Origin of the sequence: Streptomyces sp. MS19 (genome assembly GCF_047200595.1) — a bacterium.
Lineage (GTDB): Bacteria > Actinomycetota > Actinomycetes > Streptomycetales > Streptomycetaceae > Streptomyces.
Genome location: NZ_JBJZOH010000001.1, coordinates 1 through 22,361 on the forward strand (window position 1 = coordinate 1; position 22,361 = coordinate 22,361).

Here is a 22,361-nt window from a genome sequence, read left to right on the forward strand (position 1 = left end):
GTGGGCCGGGGGGCCCGCCCGTCCCCTCCCCCCCCCCCCCCCGCGGGGTCGGCCGGTCAGCGGCCGGTCACTCGCCGCCGCCGAAGGCCGCGTCGAAGGACGCGGTGGGCGCGGGCCAGTCGTACGACTTCAGCCGGGCGAGCGCCTCGGGGGCGCCGGCCAGGCGGTCCATCCCGGCGTCCTCCCACTCCACGGAGATCGGGCCCTCGTAGCCGATCGCCCGCAGCATGCGGAAGACGTCCTCCCACGCCACGTCGCCGTGCCCGGCGGAGACGAAGTCCCAGCCGCGCCGCGGGTCGCCCCAGGGCAGGTGCGAGCCGAGGCGGCCGTTGCGGCCGTCGAGGCGGCGGCGGGCCTCCTTGCAGTCCACGTGGTAGATCCGGTCGCGGAAGTCGTACAGGAAGTTGACCGGGTCGAGGTCCTGCCACACGAAGTGGCTCGGGTCGAAGTTCAGGCCGAACGCGGGACGGTTGTCCACGGCGTCGAGCGCCTGCTTGGTCGTCCAGTAGTCGTACGCGATCTCGCTGGGGTGCACCTCGTGGGCGAAGCGCACGCCCTCGGCGTCGAAGACGTCGAGGATCGGGTTCCAGCGCTCGGCGAAGTCCTCGTAGCCGCGCTCGATCATGCCGGGCGGCACGGGCGGGAACATCGCGACGAGGTGCCAGATCGACGAGCCGGTGAAGCCGATGACGGTGTCCACGCCGAACGCGGCGGCCGCGCGCGCCGTGTCGGCGATCTCCTTGGCGGCGCGCTGCCGTACGCCCTCGGCCTCGCCGTCGCCCCAGATGCGGGCGGGCAGGATGCCGTGGTGGCGCTCGTCGATCGGGTTGTCGCAGACGGCCTGGCCGACGAGGTGGTTGGAGATGGCGAAGCACTCCAGGCCGTACTTCTCCAGCAGGGCGCGGCGGCCGGCCACGTAGTCGGGCTCGGCCAGCGCACGGTCGACCTCGAAGTGGTCGCCCCAGCATGCGAGTTCGAGACCGTCGTAGCCGAAGTCGCGGGCGAGCCGGCAGACCTCCTCGAAGGGCAGGTCGGCCCACTGGCCGGTGAACAGGGTGAACTTGCGGGACATGTCGTTCTCCTTCCCCGGGCGGGGCTACGCCTCGGGGGCGGTGGGTACGGGCGTGAGGACAGCGTTCTTGGCGGCGCTCTCCTCGATGGCGGCGAGGACGCGCTGGACCCGCAGCCCGTCCTCGAAGGACGGCTCGGGCCGCGTGCCCCCGGCGATGGCGTGCACGAGGTCGCGCGCCTGGTGGGCGAAGCTGTGCTCGTAGCCGAGGCCGTGGCCCGGGGGCCACCAGCCCTCCAGGTACGGGTGGTCCGGCTCCGTCACCAGGATGCGGCGGAAGCCGCTCTCCGCGGCCGGCAGCGTGTGGTCGTGGAACTCCAGTTCGTTCAGGCGCTCCAGGTCGAACGCGAGGGCGCCGTCCGAGCCGTTCAGCTCGACCGCGAGTGCGTTCTTGCGGCCGGTGGCGAACCGGCTCGCCTCAAGGGAGGCCAGCGCCCCTGACGCGAGCCGGCCGCCGATCAGGGCGGCGTCGTCCACCGTGACCTCACCGCGGCGGGTGGGGTCGTCCGGCAGCGGCCGTTCCTTCACGAAGGTCTCGACCTGCGCGGAGACCGAGACCAGCGCCTCGCCCGTCAGGTAGTGGGCGAGGTCGATGATGTGCGCCCCCAGGTCGCCGAGCGCGCCGGAGCCCGCCGCCTCCTTGCGCAGCCGCCACACCAGCGGGCCGTCCGGGTCCACGCCCCAGTCCTGGAGGTAGCGCAGCCGGATGTGGCGCAGGGTGCCGATGCGGCCCTCGGCGACGAGTTTGCGCGCCAGGGTCAGGGCGGGCACCCGGCGGTAGTTGAAGCCGACCATGGCGATCTGGCCGCGCGCCTCGGCGGCGCGGGCCGCCGCCACCATGGCCTCGGCCTCGGCCACCGTGTTGGCGAGCGGCTTCTCGCACAGCACGTGCTTGCCGGCCTCCAGGGCGGCGATGGCGATCTCGGCGTGGCTGTCACCCGGGGTGCAGATGTCCACGAGATCGACGTCGTCGCGTGCGATGAGGGCGCGCCAGTCCGTCTCGGCCGCGGCCCACCCGTGGCGGGCGGCGGCGGCCGACACGGCGTCCGCGTCACGCCCGCACACGGCGGCCATGACGGGGGTGCGCGGCAGGTCGAAGGCCCGGCCGACGGAGCGCCAGCCCTGTGAGTGGGCCGCGCCCATGAAGGCGTAGCCGACCATGCCGACGCCGAGCGGGGGTGCGGGGGTGGTTTTCGGCATCTGTTCCCTGTCCGTAGCGAGGATCATCCGTCAGTTCCGGGCCGGCCCGGTCCGGGCCGGCGCGCGAAGTCCGTCAGTTGAAGCCGGTCGGCAGGTACTGCTCGACGTTGTCCCTGGTGACGACGGCGGAGTACAGGGTGATGGAGGACGGGATCTCGAACTCGGCGAGACCGCCGATCCCCCTGGCCTGGCCGAGGGCGCGGGCGAGGTCGATCGCCGAGGCGGCCATGGTCGGCGGGTACAGGACGGTGGCCTTCAGCACGGAGTTGTCCGCCTGGATGGCCTCCATCGCGTGCCGGGAGCCGGCGCCGCCGACCATGATGAACTCGTCGCGGCCCGCCTGCTCGATGGCGCGCTCGGCACCGACGCCCTGGTCGTCGTCGTGGTTCCAGATGGCGTTGAACTCCGGGACGGCCTGGAGCAGGCCGGCCATCACCTCCTGGCCCGACTCGACGGTGAACTCGGCGGCCTGCCGGGCGACCTTCTCGATGTTCGGGTAGTTGGCGAGTGCGTCGTCGAAGCCCTGGGTGCGCTCGCCGGTCAGCGCCAGGTTGTCGGGGCCCGACAGCTCGACCACGCGGGCGTTCGGGACGTCGCGCAGCTGCTCGCCGATGAAGTGGCCCGCGTTCAGGCCCATGCCGTAGTTGTCGCCGCCGATCCAGCAGCGGTAGGACTGCGGCGAGTCGAAGATGCGGTCCAGGTTGATGACCGGTATGCCCGCGTCCATGGCGGTGCGGCCGATCTGGGTCAGCGACCTGCCGTCGGCGGGCAGGATGACGAGGACGTCGACCTGGTCGTTGATCAGCGCCTCGATCTGGCCGATCTGCTGGGCGGTGTCGTTGGAGCCCTCGGTGATGTTCAGCGTGACGTCCGGGTACTCCTCGGCCCGGCGCCTGGCCTGCTCGTTGATCGCGTTGAGCCAGCCGTGGTCGGCCTGGGGGCCGGCGAAGCCGATGGTGACCGGCGCGCCCGACTCCTCGTCGGTGACGGCGGCCTGGGTCGCCTCCTCGTCACCGCCGTCGCTGGTGTCGTTGCTGGTGCAGGCGCTGAGGACGACGCCGGACGCGGCGGCGGCGCCGCCGAACAGCAGGCCGCGGCGGCTGGGGCGGGGCAGAGATCTCATGGTGTGGCCTTCCGTGCGGGACAGGAAATCGGTAACGGTCGTGCGGGGTGCGGAGGTCATGGGGCGGTGCGTGGGGGTGCGGGGCCGGCTGGGACACGTGGGCAAAGGGGGGGTGCGGTGCCGGGGCGCCGGCGGGCGTGCCCGGTGGTGCGTCAGGTCTGCCCGAACGGGGTGCGGCGCTGGAGGAGTACGGCGACGATGATGATCGCGCCCTTGGCGATCTGCTGGGACGAGCTCTCCAGGTTGTTGAGGATGAAGAGGTTGGTGATGGTGGTGAACACCAGGACACCGAGGACGGAGCCGATGATGGTGCCCCGGCCGCCGGTGAGCAGCGTGCCGCCGATGATCGCGGCGGCGATGGCGTCGAGTTCGTAGAGGTTGCCGTTGGTGTTCTGGCCGGAGCCGGAGAGCGCGACGAGCATGAAGGCCGCGATGCCGCAGCAGATGCCGGACAGGGCGTAGATCATGAGGCGCTGGCGCTTCACCGAGATGCCGGCGAGGCGGGCGGCCTCGGCGTTGCCGCCGATGGCGACGGTGCGGCGGCCGAACGTCGTGCGGTTGAGGACGAGCCAGCCGAGCGCGACGACGGCGGCGAAGATGATCGCCAGCGGCGGGACGCCGAGGACGTACGAGTCGCGGTTGGTGAGGTCAAGGACCGAGTCGACGGTGACGATCTGCGTGTTGCCGCCGGTGATCTGGAGGGCGAGGCCGCGCGCCGAGGCGAGCATCGCGAGGGTGGCGATGAACGGGACCATCGGGCCGTACGCGATGAGCGTGCCGTTCACGAGTCCGCAGCCGAGGCCGACGAGCAGGGCCGTGAAGAGCATGCCCCAGAAGCCGAACTCCTGGGTGGCGACGGTGGTGCACCACACGGAGGCGAGCGCCACGATGGCGCCGACGGACAGGTCGATGCCGCCGCTGATGATGACGAAGGTGACGCCGACGGTCACGACGCCGATGACCGACGCCTGGGTCAGGATCAGCTGGACGTTGCCCGTGTCGAGGAACTGGTCGGGCTTGGTGATCGCGCCGACGACGCACAGGGCGGCGAGAACGCCGAGCAGCGACAGGGTCTGGACGTTGAACAGGCCGCCCAGCTGGACGCGGCCGCGCGGGCCGCCGGTGCCCGGGGACTTCCCGCCCGGCTGCGGCGCGGGCGCGTCGAGCGCGGGCTCGGCGGCCGGGGAGGCGGGTTCGGAGGTGGCGCCGTGGGTCACGCCGGGCTCCCTTCCATGACGAGATCGAGGACCCGGTGCTCGTCGAGCTCCCGGGCGGGTGCGGTGTGGACGACGGTGCCTTCGCGCAGGACGAGCACCCGGTCGGCGAGGCCGAGGACCTCCGGGATCTCGCTGGAGACCAGGAGCACGGCGACACCGTCGTCGGCGAGGCGGCGGATGAGTGCGTACAGCTCGGCCCGCGCGCCCACGTCGACGCCCCGGGTGGGCTCGTCGAGGAGCAGGACCTTGCATTCGCGCAGCAGCCAGCGGGCGAGGACCGCCTTCTGCTGGTTGCCGCCGGAGAGGGTGCGGATCTGGACGTCGGGGTTGTCGGGTCGCAGGGACAGTTCGGTGGTGCGGGCCCGTGCGGCGGCGCGTTCGCCGGAGCGGTTGAGCCAGCCGCCGCGGGCGAAGCGTGACAGGGAGGAGATGGACACGTTGCGCGTCACCGAGTCGAGGAGGAACAGGCCCTGGGCCTTGCGCTCCTCGGGGGCGAGGCCGAGCCCGGCCCGTACGGCGGAGGTGACGCTGCCGGGGCGCAGCCGCCTGCCCGCCACGGTGACGTGGCCCGCGTCGGGGCGGCGGGCGCCGTAGACGGTCTCCAGGATCTCGGAGCGGCCCGAGCCGACGAGACCGGCGAGGCCGACGATCTCCCCGGGGTACACGTCGAGGTCCACGGGCGCGAACTCCCCGGCGCGCGTGAGGCCTTCGATGCGCAGCACGGGTTCGGCGGCGGGCGGGGCCCCGGCGGGGCGGTCGGGGAAGACCTGGTCGGTGTCGCGCCCGGTCATGAGGGCGACGACCTCCCGGGTGGGCGTGGACTTCGCCGGGAGGTTGCGGGCGACGGCGCGGCCGTCCTTCAGGACGGTGACGCGGTCGCCGATGCGGCGGATCTCCTCCAGGCGGTGCGAGATGTAGACGACGGCGACGCCGTCGGCGGTGAGGTCGGCGACGATGCGGAAGAGGTTGTTCACCTCGTCCGGGTCGAGGACGGCGGACGGCTCGTCCATCACGATCAGCCTGACGTCGTGCGACAGGGCGCGGGCCATGCTGACGATCTGCTTGCCGGCCGCGGAGAGTGTCGCGACGATGCGGTCGGGGCTGATCTCGGGGTGGCCGAGGCGGGCGAGCAGGGCGGCGGTGGTCTGCCGGGCGGCGCCGCGGCGGACGAATCCGGCGCGGGCGTTCTCGTGGCCGAGGTGGACGTTCTCGGCGACGGAGAGGTGCTCGACCAGGTCGAGCTCCTGGTAGATGGTGGCGATGCCGAGGCTCATGGCGCTGGTGGGGCGCAGGAGTTGGACGGGCTCGCCGTTCCAGGCTATCTCGCCCTCGTCGGGCCGGTGTGCGCCCGAGATCACCTTGATGAGCGTGGACTTGCCGGCGCCGTTCTGCCCGAGCAGGCAGTGGACCTCGCCCGGCAGCACGTCGAGGTCGACGCCGTCGAGCGCCCGGACGCCGGGGAACGACTTGGTGATTCCGGTCAGGGTGAGTATCGGTGGTGGCGCGCTTGCCATTGCTGGGCCTCCTGGCGGCTGTGCGGGGCGCTGCGCTGTCGCGGTCCGCCGTGCGGCGGGTGTGTCGCCGCGTGGCGGTGGTGTACGGGGTGGTGCGTGTGTCCGGCGGCCGGGCGGGTACGCGGCTCGTACGGGCCGGGGCCGGGGCACGGTGATGCGGATGATGCGGGATGGTGCGGTGGTGCCAGGGCCAGCTGTCGTGCGCTGGGTGCTGCGGCTTGCCGGTGCCGCCGCGGACGAGGGGTGCGCGCCCGGGAGGTGCCGGTGGTGCGGTCGTGCCCTGTGGTGGGGTCCTGCCTGTGGTGCGGTCCTGCGGGATCTCGCCGTTCCGCGGGTGTGGTGCTCGGCGGCGGAACGTGAGGTGGTGCCTTGTTGTCGTGGTGGGCGGGGATGTCACCACTCCCGCGGCGCGCGGCTCGTGCCGGGGAGGAAGTGGCGTTGCGCGATGTGCTGTTGCGCGTGTGTGCTGTTGTGACGCCGGAGACGGCGGGCTGGTGCGGGTCCTGCTGGTTGTACGTGTACTGCTGGTGACGCGGATACTGCCGGTGGTGCTGGTTGTGCGGGTGGTTCGGGTTCTGTTGGTGGTACGGATCGGTGCTGTCGGTCATGTCGCGGGGCCGGCCGCCGGGGCCGGGGCGGAGCTCAGGTCGGCGTGTAGCTGAAGAGGTGGTCGCTGATCAGGCGGGCGGCGCCCGTCACCCCGGCGGCGGGGCCGAGTTCGCCGAGGACGATGGGCAGGTTCCCGGTGGCGAGGGGCAGCGACTGCCGGTACACCTGTGTGCGGATGCTGGCGAGCAGCGTGTGGCCGAGGCCGGTCACGCCGCCGCCGATCACGACGAGCGCGGGGTTGAAGAAGCTGACGAGGCCCGCGATCACCTGCCCGGTGCGGCTGCCGCCCTGCCGGATCAGGTCGAGCGAGGCGACGTCGCCCGCCGCCACGGCGGCCGCGACGTCGGCGGCGGTCAGCTCACCGCTCGCCGCGAGCCTGGCCGCCAGTTCGGCCGACCTGCCCTCCCGGGCGGCGGTCTCGGCGTCACGCGCGAGCGCGGCGCCGCCGAAGTGCGCCTCCAGGCAGCCCCGGTTGCCGCAGGGGCACTGCCGCCCCTCGGCCTCCACCTGGATGTGCCCGATGTCGCCCGCGCTGCCGGTGGCGCCGCGGTGGACCCGTCCGGCCACGACCACGCCGCAGCCGATGCCGGTGCCGATCTTCACGCAGATGAAGTCCTGCACGGAGTGGGCCACCCCGGCGTGCTGCTCGCCGAGCGCCATGAGGTTCACGTCGTTGTCGACCATGACGGGGCAGCCCAGCTCCTGGCTGAGCGCCTCGCGGACCGGGAAGCCGTCCCAGCCGGGCATGATCGGCGGTGCGACCGGGACGCCGTCGGGGAAGCGCACGGGTCCCGGCACACCGATCCCGGCGCCGTCGAAGCGGTCGGCGAGACCCGCGTCGCGCAGTTTCGCGGCCATGCCGAGGACCTGCTCGAAGACCGCGACCGGTCCCTCGCGCACGTCCATCGGCTCGGTGAGGTGCCCGAGGATCTCCAGCTCGGGACCGGTGACGGCCACGTCGATGGAGGTCGCGCCGATGTCCACGGCGAGGAAGCGCAGCTGCGGCGCGAGCCGGACGTTGTGCGACCTGCGTCCGCCGCGCGAGGCGGCGAAGCCGTCGCCGACGACCAGGCCCGTCTGGAGCAGCCGGTCCACCTCGACGGCCAGCTTCGAGCGGGACAGCTCGATGTGGTCGCCGAGTTGGGCGCGCGAGCTGGGGCCGCCGTCGCGCAGCAGCCGCAGCAGTCTCGCCTGGTGGGAGTTCGCGGGACGAGCGGTCATCCGCCTCATCTGCCCCTCCCGCCACCGTCGGCCTCGGTTCCCGGCGGCGTCGAGATCCCCCGCCGGGCTTGCGAGGGGAACATAGCAGCGTGTCTCCGGGCTGGGAAGAACTTCGGCACGATTCAGTTGGACTTTTTCCTCTGGCAGGACAAAGCCTGCCGTCGGGCCCTCCGGACGACCGCCGCCGCGCGTACCGGCGGGACCCGTCCGTGGTGGTGCCGGCGCGGGGGCCGGGCGGGGGCCGGGCGGGGAGGGCCGTTCGGGTTTGACGTGAGGCCGGGGAAAGCGGGTAGGCGTACGCCCAGCGCCGCCCGGACCGGGCGGCACCGTAAACTCACGCCGAGAAGTGAAGATCGAACAAGGGCCGCAGGAGGCGCTGGCGTTTCACACCACGGCCCAGGAATCCTGCCCTTCGGGAATTGAGCCTTATGCGACGTACAGGTGTGCTGAAACGTGCCCTCACCTCCCGGGAACGGCCCGCCCAGTCGGCGAGACCACCGCTCGTCCGGGAACTCCTGCTCGTGACCGTTCTCTACGCCGCCTACAAATACGGCCGGCGGGTGGCCAACGGCCAGTTCGCCGACGCGTACGACAACGCGGAGCACGTCTGGAACCTGGAGCGCTTCCTGCACCTTCCCCACGAGGGCCGGGTCCAGGATCTCCTGCTGCACTTCGAACCGGTCATCCGCACGATCAACGTGTATTACGCCACGGTGCATTTCCCCGCCATGGCGCTCTTCCTCGTCTGGATGTTCTGGCGCCGCCCCGGCCACTATCTCTGGGTGCGCTGGGTGCTCACCTGGCTGACGGCCGCCGCGCTGGTGCTGCACCTCCTGGTGCCGCTGGCGCCGCCCCGCCTCTTCCACACGAGCGGGCTGATGGACACCAGCATGGTGTACGGCCCGGCCGTGTACGGGAAGCCCGAGGGCGACTCGATGTCCAACCAGTTCGCGGCCATGCCGTCGCTGCACGTCGGCTGGGCGCTGGTCATCGCGATCGCCTTGATCGTGTCGAGCCGCACGCGGCTGCGCTGGCTGTGGCTGCTGCACCCGGCGGTCACGATCCTGGCCGTCGTCGGCACCGGGCACCACTACTGGATGGACGGCATCGTCGCGGCCTCCTTCCTCGGGATCATCCTGCTGGTGCTCAAGCCGCCGAGGCGGGACCTGCCCGCGCCCGGCAGCGAACCGGCGCCCGAGCGCGCCACCGTCCCGGCCGCCGCGGGGGCGCTCCGGACGTCCGCGGCGCGGACCCCCGCCGCCGCCCGCCCGCAGGCGGACCTCGTCCACCGCGACGGCTAGGCCGTGGCGCGGGGCCGGGCCCCGGGGAACGGTGTGGTCCCGTTCCCCGGGGCCCGCTCTTCTCCGCGCGCGGGCCGGTCCGTGCCGCACACCGAGGCGGAGCACGGACATCCGCCCGAATGCGACCGTGCGCCGTCCGATGCCCTCATCCCACGGCCTTCCCGCGCCGCGTTCTCCGGGCGTCCCGGCGGGCGGGAAAATGTCACCGAGAGGCCGCCGGAACGCGCCGGAAAAGCCGCGCCCGGCCCCTTTTTCCCGCCCCGGGACACGCCTCAGGCCCCGCTTCCGTCACAGCTTTTCCCGTCCTCCGAGTTTTCCCTTCCGCCGCCCGCCGGGTCCCCCTTCCTTGCACCCCGCCCGTAACGCCGGAAGCCCCCTCGGGCGCACCGGCGCACCCCTCACGCGCCCCCGGTGCGCACCTTGCCGAGCGCGATTCCGCGCCCCTATGGTGGGTCCGCTCTGACAACTCCCTTGCCAGGGACGGAAATAGATGGGCGACAGGGCCTCGTGTGCCCAAGGAGGGGACCGCCCGTGACCACCCGTGGACGCCACCGCCGCTACCGGCCGAACGCCGTCTCCCGCGCCTCGCTCACCGTGACCGCCTCGGGCGCCGGGCTCGCGCTGCCGCTGATCAGCGCGAGCGGCGCGTCCGCCGCCTCCGAGGACACCTGGGACCGGGTGGCCGAGTGCGAGAGCAGCGGCCGGTGGGACATCGACACAGGGAACGGCTTCTACGGCGGCCTCCAGTTCCAGCAGAGCACCTGGGAGGCGTTCGGGGGCACGCGGTACGCCGCGCGCGCCGACCTCGCCACGAGGGAGCAGCAGATCGCGGTCGCGGAGGAGGTGCTGGAGGGCCAGGGCCCCGGCGCCTGGCCCGCGTGCTCGGGCCAGGCAGGCCTGGCCAGGGGCGGCCCCGCGCCGTTCGCGGCGCCGGAACCGGCACCGGAGCAGACCGAGGCCCCGGAGCGGGCGGAGGCACGGCCCGCGACCGCGCAGGCCACCGCCGTCCCGGCGCGGCCGGCGCAGGAGGCGGGCCGCTACCGGGTGGTCAGCGGCGACACCCTGTCGGGCATCGCGGCCACGCAGGGCGTGCGCGGCGGATGGCAGTCGCTCTACGAGCTGAACCGGCAGGTCGTGGGCGGCGACCCCGACCTGATCTTCCCCGGCCAGCGGCTGGCGCTACAGGCCGCGTCGGCCCCGGGGGCGGCCGAGCCCGCCGAGGAGGCCGAACGGGAGGCCGAGGCCGAGGCCGAGAGCGGCGACGAGGCGGCGGAGGCCGCGGCACAGGCGGAGGCCGAGGAGGCCGAACGGGCCGCCGCCGAGGAGGCGGAGGCGGCAGCGGCCGCCGAGGCCGAGGCGGCCGAGCAGGCGGCGGCGGAACAGGAGGCGGCGGAACGCGCAGCCGCGGAACGCGAGGCGGCCGAACGCGAGGCCGCTGAGCGGGAAGCCGCCGAGGCCGCGGAACGCGAGCGCGCCGCGCAGGCCGCCGCCTGGAGCGCGCCCGTGAACGCCGGCCTCGGCACCGCCTACCACGCCACCGGCAGTTCCTGGTCCCGCGGCTACCACACGGGCGTCGACTTCCCCGTCGCCACCGGCACCACGGTCAAGTCCGTCGCGGCAGGCGAGGTCGTCTCCGCCGGCTGGGCCGGGTCGTTCGGCTACGAGGTGATCGTCCGGCACGCCGACGGCCGCTACAGCCAGTACGCCCACCTGTCGGCCATCTCCGTCTCGGCGGGGCAGCCCGTCAGCGGCGGCCAGCGCCTCGGCCGGTCCGGCTCGACGGGCAACTCCAGCGGCCCGCACCTCCACTTCGAGATCCGCACGGGCCCCGGCTTCGGCTCGGACATCGACCCGCTGGCGTACCTCCGCGGAAAGGGCGTCTCCATCTGACCGCCGCCGCACGGCCCGACCCGTATCAGGACAGATGCTCTAGTAACCCCACGACCGGGGGACGTCGAGCCCGCGTTTCCTTCCCTCACCAGGCACCGGGTCGTTAGGCTCGACCGTCTGGGGGCCAAACCGCGCACGCGCAGGGGACTTTGGAGGCGCCGATGGAACGACCCGGCTGGGCGCCGCAGGGCATCGACCTCACCGTGCCAAGCGTCTCGCGGATGTACGACTACTACCTCGGCGGCTCCCACAACTTCGCCGCGGACCGCGCCGCCGCCCGCAAGGCGATCGCGGCGTTCCCCGGCCTGCCGAAGATCATGCAGGCGAACCGGGCGTTCATGCGCCGCGCCGTCCGGTACGCCGTCGCCGACGGCGTCACCCAGTTCCTCGACATCGGCTCGGGCATCCCGACCTTCGGGAACGTCCACGAGGTCGCCCGCGCCGCCGACCCCGCCGCCCGCGTCCTGTACGTGGACAACGACCCGGTCGCCGTCGCGCACAGCCGCGCCGTCCTGGCGGGTGACGAGCGGGCGGGCATCGCCGCGGCCGACTTCCGCGACCCCGCGTCCGTCCTCGGCTGCGCGGAGGCGGAACGGCTGCTCGACCTGCGGCGGCCCGTCGCCCTGCTGCTCGTCGCCCTGCTGCACTTCCTGCCCGACGAGGAGAAGCCGGAGGGACACGTGGCCGCGCTCCGGGACGCCCTCGCACCAGGCAGCCTGCTGATCCTGACCCACGCCACCACCGAGGCCGGGCTCGCCACCCACGAGCAGGGTGCGGAGCTGAGCGACGTGTACCGGCGCGGCGGCGCGACGCTCGTGATGCGCGGCAGGGCCGCGACCGAGCGGTTCTTCGACGGCTTCGCGCTGGTCAAGCCCGGCCTCGTCCCCCTGCCGGAGTGGCGCCCCGACGGGCCCGCCGACGAGGAGGACCCGGTGGCGGCCGCGGGTTTCGCCGGCGTGGGGCGCAAGGCGTGAACCCGCCGACCGGGCCCCTCGGCCCGCACGAGCACGGCGCGGGCGGCGAACCGCCGGACGGGCTGCGCCGGTTCGCCCGCATCTGGTGCCGCGCGGTCTACGCGGACACGGCCACCTCGATGACCAGGGCCGAGTTCGAGGAGCTGATGGCCGGACTGACCCGCAGGCTCGCCGACGCGCTGCGCGCCCGCCCGTTCGACCCGTCGCCGGGCCGCGCCGTGGGCGAGGCGCTGGTGGCGGCGCACTGCACCGTGCCCGAGGCGCTGCCCCGCGTCCTCGGCGTCGTGGACGCCTACCTGCCGCTGTACTGCTCCGATCCCGCCGAGCTGCCGGCCGACGAGGCGCGCGCCCGCAGCACACGGCTCCAGCACGCCATCGCCGCCGGGTACGCCGCCGCGCTCCAGGAGCGCACGCGCGCCGAGCAGGAGGCGCTGTCCCGTGCGGCGCTCAGCGCGCAGCGGGAGACAGCCCGCGCGCTGCACGAGAGCGAGACGCGCTTCCGCGCCGTCTTCAAGGACGCCGCGCTCGGCATCGCGCTGGCGGACATGAGCGGGCGCGTGCTGGACGTGAACGACGCGCTGGCCCGGATGTTCGGCGGCTCGGAGCACCATGTGCGCAGCCGTTCCATCCTGGAGTGGACGCATCCCGAGGACCCGCCGGAGGTGTGGCGGATGCAGCGGGAGCTGATGCGGGGCGAGCGCGAGCACTTCCAGGTCGAGAAGTCGTACGGCCGCACGGACGGCACCGTCCTGTGGACCAACCTGACGGTCTCCCTGCTGCGGGCGGCGAACGGCGAGCCGCGCTACATGCTCGCGATGATGGAGGACGTCTCCGAGCGGCGCCTGCTCAACCTGCGGCTGCGCTACCAGGCGACGCACGACGCGCTCACCGACCTGCCCAACCGCTCGCTGTTCTTCGAGCGCCTGGAGCAGGCGCTCTCCCGGGCCTCCGACACCGCCCGCATCGGCCTGTGCTACCTCGACCTCGACGGCTTCAAGGCGGTGAACGACAGCCTGGGCCACGCCGTCGGCGACCAGCTGCTGATCGCCGTGGCCGAGCGGCTGCACGACTGCGCGTCGGGCCCCGGGCAGATGCTCGCGCGGATCGGGGGCGACGAGTTCGTGGCCCTCGTCCTGGACCCGCCGTCGCCCGAGACCGTGACGGAGCTGGCGGAACGCGCCCTGTACGCGCTGTCCACACCGGTGGACGTCGGCGGCCGCGAGCTGATGGTGCGGGCCAGCATCGGCGTCGTGGAGGGCCCGGCGCGGCACCTCAGCTCGGCCGAGATGCTGCGCAGCGCGGACATCACCATGTACCGCGCGAAGGCGGAGGGCGGCAACAGGTACGCCGTCGCCGACCCCGACTCGGACGCGCGCGCCATCAGCAGGCACCACCTCACCCACCACCTGCCCGCCGCGCTGAAGGGCGCCGAGTTCTTCATCGAGTACCAGCCGCTGGTGAAGATGGAGGACGGCAGCCTGGAGGGCGCCGAGGCGCTGGTGCGCTGGAGCCACCCCCGGCACGGCGTGCTGGGCCCCGACCGCTTCATCCCGCTCGCCGAGCACACGGGCCTGATCGTGCCGCTGGGCCGCTGGGTGCTCCAGGAGGCGGTGCGGCAGGCGTGCCAGTGGCAGGTCCGCGGCATCGGCGGCCCGCGTCCGCTGAAGGTCAACGTCAACCTGTCGCCGCGGCAGCTGCACCACCCGGAGCTGGTGGAGGACACCATCTCGGTGCTGGAGGAGGCCGGGCTGCCGCCCAGCTCGCTGTGCCTTGAGGTGACCGAGACGGCGATGATCCGCGCGGACGAGAACGAGCTGCGGCCCCTGCGCGAGCTGGCCGACCTCGGCGTCGGCATCGCGCTGGACGACTTCGGCACCGGCTACTCGAACCTCGCCAACCTCCGGCGCCTCCCGGCCAGCACGCTCAAGCTCGACCGCTCCTTCACACTCGGCCTCCAGCGGGCGCCGGCCGACCCCGTGGACCTCAAGATCGTCGAGGGCATCGTGTCGCTGGCGCACACGCTGGAGCTGTCCGTGACCGTGGAGGGCGTCGAGACGTCCACGCAGGCGGACCGGCTGCGGGAGCTGGGCTGCGACTCGGCGCAGGGCTGGTTCTACGCCAGGCCGGGGCCGCCGGAGCGGCTGCCGGAAGCGGTCTGAGCGGCCCGCCCGCCGGGGAAACCTGGTGGGGCCGCCCTTCCGCGCATCGGTAGGATGCGTGATGTCCACAACAGTGATTTGTCACCCTCCGTGACCTCGTCACTGCGCGCGTTCTCTCGATCATTGGAGCATCCGAGGATGGCCCGACACCTCATCACCAGTGCGTTGCCCTACATCAACGGGATCAAGCACCTGGGGAACATGGTGGGCTCGATGCTCCCCGCCGACGTGTACTCCCGCTACCTGCGGCAGCGCGGGCACGAGGTCCTCTACATCTGCGCCACGGACGAGCACGGCACCCCGGCCGAGCTGGCCGCCAAGGCCGCCGGACTGCCCGTCGCGGAGTTCTGCGCGCAGCAGCACGAGGCGCAGAAGGCGATCTACGACGGTTTCGGGCTCGCCTTCGACTACTTCGGCCGGACCTCGTCGGCGCAGAACGTGGAGGTGACCCAGCACTTCGCCCGCCGCCTGCACGAGAACGGCTTCATCGAGGAGCGGACCACCCGCCAGGTCTACTCCCCCGCCGACGGCCGTTTCCTCCCCGACCGCTACATCGTCGGCACCTGCCCCTACTGCGGCTACGAGGCGGCGCGCGGCGACCAGTGCGAGAACTGCACGCGCGTCCTCGACCCGACCGACCTGGTGTCCGCGCGGTCCGCCGTGAGCGGCAGCACGGACCTCGAAGTCCGGGAGACGAAGCACCTGTTCCTGCTCCAGACGAAGCTGGAGAACGAGGTCGCCGCCTTCGTGGACGCCCACGGCGAGCAGTGGCCGACGCTGGCCTCCTCCATCGCCCGCAAGTGGCTGACCGAGGGCCTGCACGACCGGGCCATCACCCGCGACCTGGAGTGGGGCGTGCCCGTGCCGGCGGACGTGTGGCCCGACCTGGCGGCCGAGGGCAAGGTGTTCTACGTCTGGTTCGACGCGCCGATCGGGTACATCGGCGCCACCAAGGAGTGGGCGGACGCGGCCGGTCCCGGCGAGGCTCGGGACTGGCGCTCGTGGTGGTACGGGGCGGACGACTCGGTGCGCTACACCGAGTTCATGGCGAAGGACAACGTCCCGTTCCACACGGTGATGTTCCCCGCCACGCAGATCGGCACCCGGGAGCCGTGGAAGCGCGTCGACTACGTCAAGGCGTTCAACTGGCTGACGTACTACGGCGGCAAGTTCTCCACGTCGCAGCAGCGCGGCATCTTCGCCGACACGGCGCTCGACCTGCTGCCCGCCGACTACTGGCGGTACTTCCTGATGGCGGGGGCGCCGGAGTCCGACGACTCGTCGTTCTCCTGGGAGCTGTTCTCCTCGGTCGTGAACAAGGACCTCGCCGACACGCTGGGCAACTTCGTCAACCGCGTCCTGACGTTCTCCCGCAAGCGCTTCGGCGACGCCGTACCGGCGGGGAACGCGGCGGGCGACGCCGAGCGGCGCCTCGGGGACGAGGTGGCGCGGCTGGTCGCCGAGTACGAGGAGCACCTGGACGGCCTCCAGTTCCGCAAGGCGGCCTTCGCGCTGCGCGCGCTGTGGAGCGCGGGCAACTCCTACCTGGAGGAGAAGGCCCCCTGGCGCGAGATCAAGACCGACGAGGACGCCGCCGCGCTCACCCTGCGCACGGCGATGAACCTCATCCGCCTCTACGCGGTGCTGTCCGAGCCGATCATCCCGTCCAGCGCGCGCACACTGCGCGCGGTCTTCGCCCTGGACGACACCGCGCAGTGGGTGTCGCCGGAGGAGGCGCGGGCGCTGGACGCGGTCCCGGCGGGGACGGCGTTCACCGTTCCGCCGGTGCTGTTCGCGAAGATCACCGAGGAGGACCTCGACGGCTACCGGGCGCGCTTCGGCGGCGACACCGATTCCTGACGGGGACGCCTCGCGCGGGCACGGCACGGCACGGCGTGCCGGACGGGCCGGGGAACGGGCCGTCCGCCATGCCGTGCGCCCGTCGGGGAGGGAGCGGGCCGGCTCAGCCCGCCGCCCCGGCCAGGATGCGCGCGGACAGCTCGGCCGCGGCGGCCTTGATGCTCTCCAGGCCTGGACGGCCCCACGGGCGCGGCAGCCGGTCGAGCACGCAGACGGTGCCCAGCGCGCGACCGTCCAGGTCGAGCAGCGGCGCGCCCAGGTAGGAGCGGATGCCCTCCTCGTCCACCACCGGGTTCCCGGCGAACCGCGGGTAGTCGGTCACGTCGTCCAGCACCAGCGCCTTGCGGCGTACCACCACGTACGGGCAGAAGCCGCGGTCGCGCGGGGCCGTACGGCTCTCACCCTGCCCCGGCGGGGGGTAGAGGCCGGCGAAGAACTGGTGCCGCTCGCCGACGAAGGTGACCAGCGCGAGCGGCGTGCCCGCCAGGCGTGCCAGGTCGCGCGCCGCCGCGTCGAATGCGGGGTCAGCCTCGGCGCCGACGCCCAGTTGCCGCAGCCGTTCCGCGCGGGCCGGTGCGTCCGGGTCGTCGGGGGTCGGCAGCAGCCGGCCTGTGGGGTCGAAGCCCATCGTGGACATGGTGTTCCTTGCGTGGATCGGATACGGGCCGCCCCCGCCCGGGGCGGGCGTCACACGAGCTGCCGCAGCCCGTGCAGCACCGCCCGCAGCAGGGCCGGGTCCGTGACGAAGCGGCCCGGTGACGCGGGAGTGCTGACGGTGACGGCTCCCGAGTCGAGCAGGTCGGAGAGCAGGACCTTGGTGACGGCGGCGGGCAGGCCGACGTGCGCGGCGATCTCGGCGACCGACGCCGGTCCCTGGCAGACGCGCAGGACCTGGGCGTGCTCGGGCCCGAGCCTGCGGCGTATCCGCCGCCCGGTGGCCGTGACCACGCTCAGTAGGTCGAGGCGGGCGGCGGGCCTGGTGCGCCCGCCGCAGACGGTGAAGGGACGGACCAGGCGGCCCGCGTCCTCGTCGAGCAGGGGTCCTGACGCCACGGCCGTGGTGGCGCGCGGCGTGCCGGTCGCGGTCATCCCCTGGCCCTCTGGCGCAGCGGGATGGCGAGGGCGGCCCTGACGCTGCGGACCAGCAGGGCCATCTCGTGGCCGAGCGCGGCGGCGTCGGCGTCGCGGTCGGCGAGGACGGCGAGCGCCGCGGCCTGTCCCGCGGCCGTGACGATCAGCAGCCCGGAGTCGAGCCGGACGGTGATCCGGCGGACGCGGCCGCCGGTGGCGGCCGGCCCGCTCCCGGCGGTCCTGGCCAGGGCGTGGAGTCCCGAGGCGAGGGCGGCGAGCTGGTCGGCGTCCTCGGGGTCGAGCCCGTGGGCGGCGCGGGGCAGGCCGTCGCTGCCGAGCAGGACGGCCTTGCGGGCCTGCGGCAGGCGGTCGGCGAGGTGGGCCAGCAGCCAGGACGGGTCGGTCCTGGGCGGCCAGGGCGTGTCGGTCACCACGGCGCGGCCGGTGCGCTCGGCGGGGTGGCGGGCGGGATGGCGGGCGGTGTGGGGCGGGTCATCTGTCCCCATCCTCCTCGGCGAGGCGGGCGCCGCGCCGGAAGGCGGCGGTGAGCCCGGGGTCGAGCGGGGCGGGGACGGCGTCCTGGCCGCCGTCGCGGGCGGACTGCCGGGGTGCCTGGGGGGCGGGGGCCGTGTCGCGCGGGGGCGGGACGAGGTGGCGCGGGCGGGGGCGGCGCGGCAGCGGGGGCCGGTCCGACCGGTCGGCGGCCGGCGCCGGGGAGGCGGCGGGCCGCTCCTCGTCCGCCGGCTCCGCGGGGGCGGTCCCGGCCTCCGGTGGCGCCGCGGGGGGCTGTGCGGGCCGGGGCGGTACGGCGGGGTCGCGGTCGGCCCCCGACCCGGCGGGGGCCGGCAGCGGCGCGGGCAGCGCGTACTGGTCCCCCGCCTGCGTGACGGGGCGGCCGGGGACGTAGTGCCCCTCCGACTCGTCGCCGAGCAGCTCGGGCGGCAGGACGAGGACGGCCTGCACGCCGCCGTAGATGTTGCTCTGGAGCTGGACGACGATGTCGTGCCGCTTGGCGAGCGTGGAGACCACGAAGAGGCCCACCCGGCCGTCCTCCAGCAGCTGCGCGACGTCGAGCCGTTCGGCGCCGGACAGGATGGCGTTCATGCGGTTCTGCTCGGTGACGGTCATGCCGAGGCCGCGGTCCTCGACCTCGATGGCGAGACCGGCGGTGACGCGCTGGACGCGCAGCAGGACCTGGGTCTGGGGGGCGGAGAACTCCGTGGCGTTCTCGACCAGTTCGGCCAGGAGGTGCACGACGTCGGCGACGGCGTGGCCGCGCACCGTGCCCTCGAAGGGCGGCACCAGCTTGACGCGCGAGTAGTGCTCGACCTCGGCGATGCAGGAGCGCAGCACCTCGGACATGCACACCGGCCGGGTCCACTGGCGGCGGGAGACGGCGCCGCCGAGGACGGCGAGGTTCTCCGCGTGCCGCCTGATGCGGGTGGCGAGGTGGTCGATGTGGAAGAGGCCCTTGAGGAGTTCGGGCTCCTCGACGTCGTTCTCCAGCTCGTCGAGGTATTCGAGCTGGCGGTGCACGAAGGACTGCATGCGGCGCGCGAGGTTGACGAACACCTCGACCCGTTCGTCTCCGGCGTAGACCGCGCCCGCGAGGGAGGCGGCCTGGGCGACGGCGGACTCGGCCGCGTACCCGGCGGCGGCGATCTCGTGCCCGAGCCTGCGGTACGCGTCGGCGTCGTCCGGCTCGGCGGGCGGCGGGCCCTCGGGCGGCCTGATGCGCTCGCCGCGCTCCACCTTCCGCAGCAGCGCGTGCAGTTCGACCCGGCCGCGGCTGGCCTGGCGGCGCAGCGCGGTGAGCCGCCCGGCGTGCAGCCTGGCCTCGGTGAGGGCGAGGAGGACCGCTCCGGCGAGGACCGCGCCCACCAGCACCGCGGCGGCCGCGGGCACCGCCCAGCGCGCGAGGCCGCCCGCCACGGTCCGCTGGGGCCCGCCGCTGACCAGCAGGTACGCGACGGTGACCGTCGAGACGGCGGTGACCAGGGCGGCGGGGAGCACGGCCAGGCGCAGCAGCCGGCGCCTGCACCCCAACTCTCCCGCGCCCGGTGCCGTGCCGGCGGGCCGGCTGTGGCGACCGGTGGCTGCCCCGGTGCGTAGCTGTTCTGGCATCGGTGTCCTTATCGGGCGGATCAATGTGCCGAGGCCACGCTATGACTCAACACCACTGCGCAGAGCTACAGTTCCGCCAATCGCCACCCCTCGCCACCTCCCTACGGGTGAATACGGCAGCGGCTGCCTTGACCGCGGGCACCGTCCCGGCGGTCAGTCGAGGCCGGAGGCGCGGACCGTGATGTTGAGGCGCCCGGCGAGCCCGAGACCGGGCGGCGCGGTGCCCGGACGGGTGCGCGGCACCCCGTGGTACGCCAGCCTGGCGGGGCCGCCGAAGACGAACGCGTCGCCGCAGCGCAGTTCGGTGTCGGTCCACGGGCGGCCCCGGTGCTCCGTGCCGCCGAGGCGGAAGACGCACGTGTCGCCGAGGCTGAACGACACGACGGGCGCGGGCGAGCGCTCGTCGGCGTCCCGGTGCATCCCCATCCGGGCCGAGGCGTCGTAGAAGTTGACGAGCGCGATGTCGTAGGGGTCGGAGGGCGGCGGGAAGCCCGCGTCGGCCGCCGCCGCGGCGGCCAGGGCGCCGAGCCAGGCGGGGAACGGTTTGACGGGCGCGCCGTCACCGTCGACGGCGGTGCGGGCGTAGCCGCCCGCGTGCCAGTGGCGGCCGAGGGAGAGCTGGCGGACGGACATGACGCCGCCGCCGAAGCGGACCGTGCGCAGCCCGGCGGGCGGCAGTGCCCAGTCGCGGCAGGCGGCGAGGAGTGCGTGCCGCCGGGCGTCGCCGAGCCAGTCGGGCAGGTGCACGGCCCCCGGCGCCACCTCGGCGCGGTCGCGGGGGAAAAGCGCATCGGTCACACGTCCCATCATGCGCCCGGGGCCGGGCGCCGGGCAGGGGCCCCGCACGGACCGCGCCGGGGTGCGCGGACGTCCGGCGGTGGCACCTGCGCGGGGTGCCCGCGTGCCGGGGCCACCGTGTCGGGGACGTGCGCGGTCTCCCGCCCCGCGGGCGCGGACGGACGCCGCGGAGCGGCCGGACGGCGTGGCCGGGGCCTCTGGGCGGGGGCGTCCGGGGGCCGTAGGGTTTCGCTGCCCCTGCCTGACGAGCGAGGAGGGTCCTATGACGGCACCGCAGCCCGGCGAACCCGTGCTGACCGGCGTGCGCAACTTCAGAGACCTCGGCGGCCTGCCGGCCGGGGACGGGCGGCGCGTGCGGCCCGGACGGCTGTTCCGCAGCGGCCACCTGGCGGCGGCGACCGCGCCCGACCGCGCCTTCCTGGCGTCCCTGGGACTGCGGACGGTCTTCGACTTCAGGAACGCCGCCGACCAGGCGCTGGACGGCCCGGACGTGGCGCTGCCCGGCGTGCGCAACGTCGGCGTCCCGCTGAGCGACCCGGCGGACGGCGCGCAGTTCTGGGCGCTGGTGCGGGACGGCGGTGTCGCGGAGCTGCGGGAGGCGCTGAACGGCGGGCGGGCGGCCGGGCGGATGGTCACCTCGTACCGCCACATGGTGCAGCACCGGACGGTGGAGCTGGGGCGCGTGCTGCGCGCGCTGGCGGGCGGGGGCACGCCCGCGCTGCTGCACTGCGCGGCGGGCAAGGACCGGGCCGGGCTGACCGTCGCGCTGACGCTGCTGGCGGTGGGCGTGGAGCGCGACGCGATCGTGGCCGACTACCTGAAGTCGAACGCGCCGCACCGCCGGTACCCCGTTCCGCGGGGAAGCGGCGCCGCGCCGTTGACGGAGGCGCTCGCGGCCGAGGTCGGGGAGCTGCTGGCGCCGCTGTTCGACGCGCGCGCCGAGTACCTGGCGGCGGCGTTCGACGAGATCGACGCGGCCTGGGGCGGGCCCGCGGGGTACTTCGGCGACGCGCTGGGGCTGACGGCCGCCGACCTGGCGGGGCTGCGCCGCGCGCTCCTCACGGACGGGTGACGCCCGGGGGCGCGCTCACTTCGTGCGCACCACCACGAAGTCCGCCAGCGCCTCGAACCGGCCGCGTACGCCGCCGGGCAGGTCGAGCCCGTCCAGCGCGCCGAGCGCGGCGTCGTACTGCCGCCGCGCCTCCTCCTCGGCGAAACGGCGACCGCCCGCCTCCTCGACGAGCGCGGCCCGCGTGGCGAACTCGGCCTCGTCGAAGTCCTCGAACTCCTCGGGCGACTTCTTGGCGTCCGCCATGAGCAGCGCGGCGAGCCGCCCGGCGGCCGGTCCTGTGCCGTCGAGCGCGGCGGCGACGGGCAGCGACTTCTTGCGCTGCCGCAGGTCGCTCCAGGCGGCCTTGCCGGTGGTGGCCGGGTCGCCCCAGATGCCGAGCAGGTCGTCCACGGCCTGGAACGCGAGGCCGAGGCGCTGCCCGTACTCCTCCAGCGCGTCGGCGACGCGGTCGTCCGCGCCGCCGAGGACCGCGCCGACGGCGGCGGCGCAGGCCAGCAGGGCGCCGGTCTTGTTGCCCTCCATCTCCAGGCACTCGGCGACGCTCACGCGCTCGCGGTGCTCGAAGGCGATGTCCTGGGCCTGGCCGTCCACCAGGCGGCGGCTGGCCGTGGCGAGGCGGCGGGTGGCGCGGGCGGCGTCCGGCGTGCCCGGTTCGAGGAGCACCTCGATGGCGAGGGCGAACAGCGCGTCGCCGACCAGGATGGCCTGGGCGGGGCCGTGGACCTTCCAGACCGTGTCGCGGTGCCTGCGCTGCTCGTCGCCGTCCATCAGGTCGTCGTGGAGCAGCGAGAAGTTGTGGACCAGCTCGACGGCGACCGCTCCGGGGATGCCCGCGGCGGCGGGGACTCCGGCGGCCTCGGCGGAGAGCAGGGCGAGGGCGGGCCGCACGGCCTTGCCGCTGTCGGCGTCGGTGGGGCGGCCCTCGGCGTCGATCCAGCCGAAGTGGTAGGCGGCGACGGTGTCCATCGGCGGGGCGAGCCTGGCGACGGCGGAGCGCAGCGCGGGAGCGGCCAGTTCCCGTCCGCGGGCGAGCAGCGCCGGGACGGCGCTTGCGGGCTGGGCTTCCGTGGCGTTCACATGCTCTCCTTGGCGCTGGGCGTGCGTGCTGCTCGGGGCGGGACTTCCGGTGCGGGCGGTGCGGGGGTGGTCAGGGGGGTCA

18 protein-coding genes are annotated in these 22,361 nt (G+C 74.2%); 6 read left to right on the forward strand and 12 right to left on the reverse strand.

What is annotated here, in order from left to right:
- Positions 1–67: 67 nt before the first annotated feature.
- From ACL02R_RS00005 to ACL02R_RS00030, 6 genes are all read right to left on the reverse strand, one after another.
- A complete protein-coding gene (locus ACL02R_RS00005) occupies positions 68–1,072 on the reverse strand; it encodes a sugar phosphate isomerase/epimerase family protein (protein WP_412794689.1) in 1,005 nt (334 codons plus the stop codon).
- A 24-nt stretch (positions 1,073–1,096) separates the two neighbouring features.
- Positions 1,097–2,269, reverse strand: coding sequence for a Gfo/Idh/MocA family protein (locus ACL02R_RS00010; RefSeq protein ID WP_412794690.1), 1,173 nt, complete (start codon positions 2,267–2,269; stop codon positions 1,097–1,099).
- Between the two features lie 73 nt (positions 2,270–2,342).
- Positions 2,343–3,392, reverse strand: coding sequence for a substrate-binding domain-containing protein (locus tag ACL02R_RS00015; RefSeq protein WP_412794691.1), 1,050 nt, complete (start codon positions 3,390–3,392; stop codon positions 2,343–2,345).
- A 152-nt stretch (positions 3,393–3,544) separates the two neighbouring features.
- Entirely contained in the window at positions 3,545–4,609 is a 1,065-nt protein-coding gene (locus tag ACL02R_RS00020) for an ABC transporter permease (protein ID WP_412794692.1), read from the reverse strand.
- Positions 4,606–6,123 (reverse strand): sugar ABC transporter ATP-binding protein, encoded by a 1,518-nt coding sequence (locus tag ACL02R_RS00025; protein WP_412794693.1) that lies wholly within the window; start codon positions 6,121–6,123, stop codon positions 4,606–4,608. The genes ACL02R_RS00020 and ACL02R_RS00025 overlap by 4 nt, the downstream gene beginning before the upstream one ends.
- A 642-nt stretch (positions 6,124–6,765) precedes the next feature.
- A complete protein-coding gene (locus ACL02R_RS00030; protein WP_412794694.1) occupies positions 6,766–7,953 on the reverse strand; it encodes an ROK family protein in 1,188 nt (395 codons plus the stop codon).
- A 428-nt stretch (positions 7,954–8,381) separates the two neighbouring features.
- Here ACL02R_RS00030 and ACL02R_RS00035 point away from each other — a divergent pair, with 428 nt between their 5' ends.
- The 5 genes from ACL02R_RS00035 to metG all read left to right on the forward strand — a co-directional run bounded on the left by ACL02R_RS00035 (position 8,382) and on the right by metG (position 16,137).
- Positions 8,382–9,254: a phosphatase PAP2 family protein gene (locus ACL02R_RS00035; protein WP_412794695.1), complete on the forward strand. Its 873-nt coding sequence runs from the start codon at positions 8,382–8,384 to the stop codon at positions 9,252–9,254.
- A 531-nt stretch (positions 9,255–9,785) separates the two neighbouring features.
- Positions 9,786–11,144, forward strand: coding sequence for a transglycosylase family protein (locus tag ACL02R_RS00040; protein WP_412794696.1), 1,359 nt, complete (start codon positions 9,786–9,788; stop codon positions 11,142–11,144).
- Positions 11,145–11,305: 161 nt separating this feature from the next.
- On the forward strand, positions 11,306–12,118 hold the full coding sequence (locus ACL02R_RS00045) for an SAM-dependent methyltransferase (RefSeq protein WP_412794697.1): 813 nt from the start codon (positions 11,306–11,308) through the stop codon (positions 12,116–12,118).
- On the forward strand, positions 12,115–14,277 hold the full coding sequence (locus ACL02R_RS00050; RefSeq protein WP_412794698.1) for a putative bifunctional diguanylate cyclase/phosphodiesterase: 2,163 nt from the start codon (positions 12,115–12,117) through the stop codon (positions 14,275–14,277). The genes ACL02R_RS00045 and ACL02R_RS00050 overlap by 4 nt, the downstream gene beginning before the upstream one ends.
- Positions 14,278–14,415: 138 nt before the next feature.
- Positions 14,416–16,137 (forward strand): methionine--tRNA ligase, encoded by a 1,722-nt coding sequence (gene metG / locus ACL02R_RS00055; protein ID WP_412794699.1) that lies wholly within the window; start codon positions 14,416–14,418, stop codon positions 16,135–16,137.
- A 103-nt stretch (positions 16,138–16,240) separates the two neighbouring features.
- On the opposite strand, the gene ACL02R_RS00060 is transcribed toward metG, so the two are convergent.
- The 5 genes from ACL02R_RS00060 to ACL02R_RS00080 all read right to left on the reverse strand — a co-directional run bounded on the left by ACL02R_RS00060 (position 16,241) and on the right by ACL02R_RS00080 (position 20,130).
- A complete protein-coding gene (locus ACL02R_RS00060) occupies positions 16,241–16,765 on the reverse strand; it encodes a GAF domain-containing protein (protein WP_412795146.1) in 525 nt (174 codons plus the stop codon).
- Positions 16,766–16,824: 59 nt separating this feature from the next.
- Complete coding sequence (locus ACL02R_RS00065) at positions 16,825–17,226, reverse strand: DUF742 domain-containing protein (RefSeq protein WP_412794700.1); 402 nt, start codon at positions 17,224–17,226, stop codon at positions 16,825–16,827.
- Entirely contained in the window at positions 17,223–17,714 is a 492-nt protein-coding gene (locus ACL02R_RS00070; RefSeq protein ID WP_412794701.1) for a roadblock/LC7 domain-containing protein, read from the reverse strand. The genes ACL02R_RS00065 and ACL02R_RS00070 overlap by 4 nt, the downstream gene beginning before the upstream one ends.
- Positions 17,701–19,254, reverse strand: a complete 1,554-nt coding sequence (locus tag ACL02R_RS00075) for a sensor histidine kinase (RefSeq protein ID WP_412794702.1) — start codon at positions 19,252–19,254, stop codon at positions 17,701–17,703. The genes ACL02R_RS00070 and ACL02R_RS00075 overlap by 14 nt, the downstream gene beginning before the upstream one ends.
- 231 nt (positions 19,255–19,485) lie before the next feature.
- Positions 19,486–20,130, reverse strand: a complete 645-nt coding sequence (locus ACL02R_RS00080) for an alpha-ketoglutarate-dependent dioxygenase AlkB (RefSeq protein WP_412794703.1) — start codon at positions 20,128–20,130, stop codon at positions 19,486–19,488.
- 262 nt (positions 20,131–20,392) lie between these two features.
- Between ACL02R_RS00080 and ACL02R_RS00085 the strand changes: the two genes are divergently transcribed.
- Positions 20,393–21,202, forward strand: a complete 810-nt coding sequence (locus ACL02R_RS00085) for a tyrosine-protein phosphatase (RefSeq protein WP_412794704.1) — start codon at positions 20,393–20,395, stop codon at positions 21,200–21,202.
- Positions 21,203–21,217: 15 nt separating this feature from the next.
- On the opposite strand, the gene ACL02R_RS00090 is transcribed toward ACL02R_RS00085, so the two are convergent.
- Entirely contained in the window at positions 21,218–22,279 is a 1,062-nt protein-coding gene (locus ACL02R_RS00090; protein WP_412794705.1) for a polyprenyl synthetase family protein, read from the reverse strand.
- Between the last annotated feature and the right edge of the window lie 82 nt (positions 22,280–22,361).